The 5,710-nt window shown below is 45.2% G+C and carries 7 protein-coding genes and 1 pseudogene; 5 read left to right on the top strand and 3 right to left on the bottom strand.

Annotation, left to right across the window (positions count from 1 at the left end; genetic code table 11):
- Positions 1 to 144 precede the first annotated feature (144 nt).
- Complete coding sequence (locus QT990_RS35225; protein ID WP_333145441.1) at positions 145 to 369, top strand: hypothetical protein; 225 nt, start codon at positions 145 to 147, stop codon at positions 367 to 369.
- A gap of 151 nt (positions 370 to 520) precedes the next feature.
- On the opposite strand, the gene QT990_RS35220 is transcribed toward QT990_RS35225, so the two are convergent.
- Complete coding sequence (locus tag QT990_RS35220; protein ID WP_333145439.1) at positions 521 to 643, bottom strand: hypothetical protein; 123 nt, start codon at positions 641 to 643, stop codon at positions 521 to 523.
- A 52-nt stretch (positions 644 to 695) separates the two neighbouring features.
- Positions 696 to 2,021 (bottom strand): hypothetical protein, encoded by a 1,326-nt coding sequence (locus QT990_RS35215; protein WP_333145438.1) that lies wholly within the window; start codon positions 2,019 to 2,021, stop codon positions 696 to 698.
- Between the two features lie 636 nt (positions 2,022 to 2,657).
- On the opposite strand from QT990_RS35215, the gene QT990_RS35210 reads away from it, so the two are divergent.
- From QT990_RS35210 to QT990_RS35200, 3 genes are all read left to right on the top strand, one after another.
- Complete coding sequence (locus tag QT990_RS35210) at positions 2,658 to 3,179, top strand: photosystem I assembly protein Ycf3 (protein ID WP_333039118.1); 522 nt, start codon at positions 2,658 to 2,660, stop codon at positions 3,177 to 3,179.
- A 162-nt stretch (positions 3,180 to 3,341) separates the two neighbouring features.
- Positions 3,342 to 3,623 carry an Asp-tRNA(Asn)/Glu-tRNA(Gln) amidotransferase subunit GatC gene (gene gatC / locus QT990_RS35205; RefSeq protein WP_333145503.1) on the top strand — a complete coding sequence of 94 codons (282 nt, stop codon included), beginning with the start codon at positions 3,342 to 3,344 and terminating at the stop codon, positions 3,621 to 3,623.
- Positions 3,624 to 3,831: 208 nt separating this feature from the next.
- Positions 3,832 to 4,548, top strand: coding sequence for a TrkA family potassium uptake protein (locus tag QT990_RS35200; RefSeq protein WP_333145501.1), 717 nt, complete (start codon positions 3,832 to 3,834; stop codon positions 4,546 to 4,548).
- Here the strand turns inward: QT990_RS35200 and QT990_RS35195 are convergent.
- Positions 4,505 to 4,861, bottom strand: a complete 357-nt coding sequence (locus tag QT990_RS35195) for a hypothetical protein (protein WP_333145436.1) — start codon at positions 4,859 to 4,861, stop codon at positions 4,505 to 4,507. The genes QT990_RS35200 and QT990_RS35195 overlap by 44 nt on opposite strands.
- A 123-nt stretch (positions 4,862 to 4,984) precedes the next feature.
- Here QT990_RS35195 and QT990_RS35190 point away from each other — a divergent pair.
- A pseudogene (locus QT990_RS35190) lies at positions 4,985 to 5,654 on the top strand (IS607 family transposase).
- Positions 5,655 to 5,710 lie beyond the last annotated feature (56 nt).

The raw sequence follows: 5,710 nt of genomic DNA, 5'->3' as shown, positions 1-5,710 counted from the left end.
ATGACTAATGACTAATGACTAATGACTACTGACTAATGACTACTGACTAATGACTAATGACTAATGACTAATGACTACTGACTAATGACTACTGACTAATGACTAATGACTAATGACTAATGACTAACTACATTAAGGATTGCTATGCAAAAGTGGGAGTATTTATTTGTGGATGCGAATATGTATCCTTTTGGAAACAAGCTGATTAGTTTATATGTAAACGGTGAAGAACAGCGAGATTGGAAACAAGGCTCGCTGCATCAATTTGTCAATCATTTGGGGGAGGAGGGATGGGAACTTGTGGCTCTGGATCACGACTCGAAGTATGACCAAAATTGTTTGATTTTTAAACGCCCTAAGCTTATTTAATAAAACTCGGATTAAAAAAACTTCTGACATCCATAAAGATTGATATTTTCCACAATTCTTAGCAACGAGCTAAAAGCCCGTTCCCCAACAAAGATATTTTATTGTGGAACAGGCCTCCTGCCTATTCTTGAAAAGAGTACCAGATTTCAGTTCAACCTAACGGGAGCATCTCATATTTGTAAAAACACTTCTTCTGGCTCCTTCCTTCTTCCTCTTTCCTCCTGCCTCCTGCCTCCTGCCCCAAAACTCCAATTTCTAGCTTTGCTGCTTTCATTGAGATGCTCACAACCTAACTTAACAACAAACCACAGTTTTTTTCATTAGTATTACAACTTGTCCGAGCGATCGAGCCTGCGCTGCCATTCGGCATCTATTTTGGCTGACTGTTCTAGTTCTTGTTGGGTTAATTCTGTTTCTGTTGTATAAGCTAAGTCTTCTCCAGTCAGAACGTTTTCTGCTGCAAATTCCTGGGCGTAGGCCAGTTTTTTGAGCAAGTTGGCATCGGGTTCGTTTAATAACATTGCTCGCTGCTGACGCTCTTGATTGCGGGCTTCTATCCGGCTATTTTTCCACTGAATCCAGAAGTAGCGAATTAAAGGAATTGCGAGAAATCCGACGCCGTAAATTAGGAGCATGGGATAAACAGCGCTGACGAAACCGATAAATCCACCGACGATTAAATTATTAGTTAATAGATTCCCCAAAACTAACGCACCGACAAGATTGACGGCTCCTAACCCTGCTGCGAGCATGATTTGTCCTGAACTGGCGTTGCTGAAACGCCACAGCATTTCTCGCAAATAAGCTGCTACTGGTTCAGAATTTCTCTCGGTGGCTGTGGTTTGCAATTGCGGAAAATGGTAGACTATTTGCCCTTCGGGACTGACTTCGGGGCGGCCGTCAAAACGGGCGAGAGCCGGTAGCATATATTGTTCGTATTCTCGGGCGTATCCCTGTCCAAGATTTTCGAGATAGGGGGCAATTTGTTCGGCGGCGACGGCACCTCGGTTGTTGCGAATTGCAGTCGCAATATCGCTCCACTTGCGCTCTTCTAGATTGTGATTGGGATTGCCGTCTCCAAAGAGAAAGGAGAAAACTGCTTCCAGAAAACTCATCTCGGGTTTTGGGCCAGTTAAGCGCGATCGCTGCTGGTAGTATGGTTGGTCATGGTTCCAGTAAAATATCCAGCTTAACTCGTTCCAGAAGTAGGGAAAAAAGGAAAAGCCGCCGCCTCTGCCGCCCCCGCTACCACCGTCTCCTCCGCCGCCGCTGTTATTGCTGTCGCTGCTGGAGAGTAAACTGGAGATTAAAATAGTGATAGCAACAAAAATTAAGAGGATGGAAGCTACCAGCACTATGCCAAAAGATATCCGAATCAGGTAAAATAAAACTCGCCAGATTTTTTGCCACCATTCCTGCAACTGCAAGCGCAAGAATTTGTTTCGCAAAATATCTCGAAAGTTCTTGGGGAATAGGTAGGCAATGTCGCCGGATTCTGCTACTTGCAGGTTGCCGCCTGCTTCGGAGGCGAGGGTTAACAGTTCTCGCTGGGCAAAATTGACATCTAATCCAGCTTTTGCCGCCACGTCTCCAACCGTAACGCGGTAGCCAAGTTGTTCGACGGCTTGCATAATGGTGGGATTCGGAGCCATAGGTTTCTCTCTGTGAAAATTACCCGGTTATTTTTATTATATATTGCGGGAATTCGAGCTGGTTTTGGCGATCGGGTTTCGGATTTTTTTTGATGCTGCCCTTGACTTTGGGGCAAAATATTGCTAGTGTTTTGCCGAATAACTTTTAAGTATGGGCTGAACTCGAATAGCTTAATAAAACTTTGTGATTGAATTTCTCTTCGGCATTTGCTTTTGCTTGTTTGCTCTGAGGGTCAAGGAGGGTGGATTATGGGTACAGTTAGTAAGGTACGGTGCGCGATCGCCCGTTGGCGTTAGCAAAGCAATCCGAAGGAAAGCCATCGAAGAGGAGAGGATGGCCCCTGCACCCTCCAGCAGAACTTTTCCCTTCGGCGCGGGTTTTTGTAAGTTTTGTGTAGAGTGCCAGAGATATGTTAAAGAAATCTAGTTTTTTTGCAAGTCTTGCAAGACTTCTATAAAATAGATAGAGCTTGCGCGGGTGTTAAACCCAAGGGCGTGTTTTAAGGTTCGCACTTGCGATCGACTAAACTTTTTAGCGCCCTCAACACAACGGCCCACTACAACAGTGGCGCAATTATTAATAGCAAAACTTTACAGGCTAATTTTTCGGATTAGCCACTAACCAAAGAATCGCATATGCCAAGAACTCAACGCAACGATAACTTTATTGACAAAAGTTTCACGGTAATGGCTGATATCATCCTCAAGATTATGCCAGCCAAAAAGCAGGCGAAGGAAGCTTTTGCTTATTACCGGGATGGTATGTCAGCTCAAGCAGATGGCGAATATGCTGAAGCCCTGGACAATTATCATGAAGCGCTGAAGCTGGAGGAAGATCCTTACGATCGCAGTTATGTCTTGTACAATATGGGGCTGATCCATACTAGCAACGGCGAACACGATAAAGCTTTGGAATATTACAGCGAGGCTTTGGATCTCAATCCGAGAATGCCACAAGCACTGAATAATATTGCTGTAATTTACCACTATCAAGGGGAAAAGGAAAAGGAAGCTGGCAATATTGAAGGCGCGGAAGGGCTGTTTGATAAAGCTGCGGATTATTGGAAGGAGGCTATTCGCTTGGCCCCAAACAATTACATTGAGGTACAAAATTGGCTGAAGACGACAGGCCGATCGCAAATTGATGTGTATTTTTAACTAGGATGGGCATGGGGCACGGGGCATAGGGCATAGTTAGTAGTTAATAGTTGGTAGTTAGTCGTTTCTCTAATAACAAATAACCAATTCCCTATGTCCAATGCCCAATGCCCAATGCCCAATGCCCAATTGCCCATTCCCCATTCCCCATTCCCGATTTTTATGATTGACAGAGAAGAAGTTCGGAAAGTAGCGAATTTAGCGAGATTGGAATTAACGCCGGAAGAAGAAGAGCAGTTTACTGGTCAACTTAACGGTATTTTGGATTATTTTGAGCAGTTGAGCGAACTAGATACGAGTAAGGTACAGCCGACAACGCGGGCGATCGATGTTAGTAATGTAATGCGATCGGACGATTTGCAACCTTTTGCTAAGGGAGAAAGTATTTTGGAGGGATCTCCCGATCGCGATGGGGAGTTTTTTAAAGTTCCTAAGATTATGTAGGGTTCCCCCTACGCAGCTAACTGAGGAACATCCCTTGAGGGGCGGGCTAGCAATGCCTACCCCAAAACCCGATTAAATTAACTGTCGAACAGGTAATAAGTAAGCCCGGTAGAAGCCACCCCACAAGCCGATTAAACTGATAGAAACCCAACACAATATCGCTCATAGCGATGATCGGGAAAGTTCATTTTTGGGGCGACAAATAGTCATGTACGTATTAATTGGTGGAGCAGGAATGATGGGGCTGGGTTTAGCCCAGCAGTTATTAAAACTCGGTCATACGGTTGCAATCCTCGATGCCGACCCGCTGGCTTGTCGCTTTGCTCGTGAAAAAATCGGAGTGATGGCATTTGAAGGCAGTGCGGTGAGTACAACGGTTCTTCTGGAAGCGGGAATTAAACAAGCAAACGCAGTCGTTGCAGCACTCAGGGATGATGCACTGAATTTAGCGCTCATCACCCTATCCAGGAGCTATGGCATTTCCCATATTGTGGTGCGGATGCGCGATCGCGAATTCATGGAAGCCTATCGCCTTGCCGGAGCCAGTCACATCATCAGCACGATTGATTTGGCAGTCGCAACAATGGCGAATGCGATTGAATACCCTCAAATCGAATCGATGATGCACTTTGAACAAGGACAAGTCGAGGTGCTAAAGCTGCCCGTTCCAGGCGATTGCAATGTGGCAGGTCGCACCGTTGCTCAAATTGCTCAAGACCCTCGTTTTCCAAAAGGTTCGCTGATTATTGGTTATCAATGCCATGCCTGCGCCAATCTGGAGATTCCAAACGGCAATACTGTTCTAGAAGCAGGTTCTACCATCTTGGTCGTCACCCGTCCAGAGCTAGTTCACCAGATGATTGATTACCTTCGCATTCGCGCTAGTCATCTGCCAACGTTAGAAGTTTCTCATCCAAATCTTTGATGTAAGGATGAACCAGATCCTCTGGGACAATTCGCTTGCGGAGGGCATCGCTAACTGCTCCTTTTTCTGCTAGAAGCAATCGCCGCCGAATCGTATCTAGCCCGGTGCGATCGCCCTGTACTTGCCCGGCCCGATGTTTATTGTAGAGATCGCGCAGCACTCGCTCAGAGTGTGCTACTCGTGCTTGATATGATGCCCATAACTCTTCGTAAACTGCCTTCGGCAACACACCAGATTTCAGCAAACTATCTAGCTCATCTTGAGCCGCTTTGGAAGCGATCAACTGAATCTGTAACTGCCCAGCTTCCTGCATTACATCAGAAACACGGCTAATTTTTAGTCGTTTTACTAGCCAGGGTAAACTTAATCCCTGTCCTACCAGGGAGCTAGTCCCTAGGTAGCGAATAAATAGACAAAATGATACACTTATAGACCAATATGCGGTGTACCATTTTGTTTAAGCTCGCGCGTTTTCGCAAAAAAGCTGGGATTGTCAGTAAAAACACTCCAACGTTGGGACGTTTCAGGGAAGTTGCCAGCCTTGCGCACCCTGTCAGGTCATCGGTTCTACACCGAAGATGATCTCTTGATAGCCAACGGATTGAAGCCCATAGAAGCCAACCGAAAAACGGTCGTTTACCGCCCTTGTTTCGTCCAGTGGACAGAAGCCGGAACTCAAAAATCAGATGCTGGCAATGGAAGCTTTCTGCCCTTGTCGAGGATTAACAGTCGATGATTGGGTATCAGAAATTGGGGGCGGACTAAATTTTAAAAGGAAAAAGTTTCTAGCAATCATGCTGTCAATGCTCAAAGGTGAAATATCAATAATTGTAATTGCAGACAAAGACAGAATGTGTCGCTTTGCTTTTGAATTCATCCAAGAGCTTGCCACGTCGGTTGGATGCGAAATTGTAGTCGCCAATCAATTATCGTTGTCCCCCCAGCATGAATTAGTAGAAGATTTGATGGCGATAATCCACTGCTTCTCTTGCCGTCTATACGGTCTACGAAATTACTCCAAAGAGCTCAAAGAAAACCTAAAAAATGCTATTGACAAGCCCGTACAAGAACTGGCAAAATTGAGGAATCAAGAAATACAGTGTTGAGGTCGAACAATGCTTTTATCCATCAAAACAAAGTTAAAGTTAAACAAGAGCCAAGC

The sequence above is a fragment of the Microcoleus sp. T3_B1 genome, from assembly GCF_036700445.1.
Taxonomy (GTDB): Bacteria; Cyanobacteriota; Cyanobacteriia; order Cyanobacteriales; family Microcoleaceae; genus Microcoleus.
Note: the sequence above shows the minus strand (reverse complement) of the source record. Positions and strands in the feature narration are given on the sequence as shown.

What these genes read in the sequence shown, in the direction of transcription:
- QT990_RS35210 (WP_333039118.1), top strand. Translation starts at nt 2,658, where the DNA reads ATGCCAAGAACTCAACGCAACGATAACTTTATTGACAAAAGTTTCACG.
- QT990_RS35195 (WP_333145436.1), bottom strand. Translation starts at nt 4,861, where the DNA reads ATGCAGGAAGCTGGGCAGTTACAGATTCAGTTGATCGCTTCCAAAGCG.
- QT990_RS35200 (WP_333145501.1), top strand. Translation starts at nt 3,832, where the DNA reads ATGTACGTATTAATTGGTGGAGCAGGAATGATGGGGCTGGGTTTAGCC.
- QT990_RS35225 (WP_333145441.1), top strand. Translation starts at nt 145, where the DNA reads ATGCAAAAGTGGGAGTATTTATTTGTGGATGCGAATATGTATCCTTTT.
- QT990_RS35220 (WP_333145439.1), bottom strand. Translation starts at nt 643, where the DNA reads ATGAAAGCAGCAAAGCTAGAAATTGGAGTTTTGGGGCAGGAGGCAGGA.
- gatC (WP_333145503.1), top strand. Translation starts at nt 3,342, where the DNA reads ATGATTGACAGAGAAGAAGTTCGGAAAGTAGCGAATTTAGCGAGATTG.
- QT990_RS35215 (WP_333145438.1), bottom strand. Translation starts at nt 2,021, where the DNA reads ATGGCTCCGAATCCCACCATTATGCAAGCCGTCGAACAACTTGGCTAC.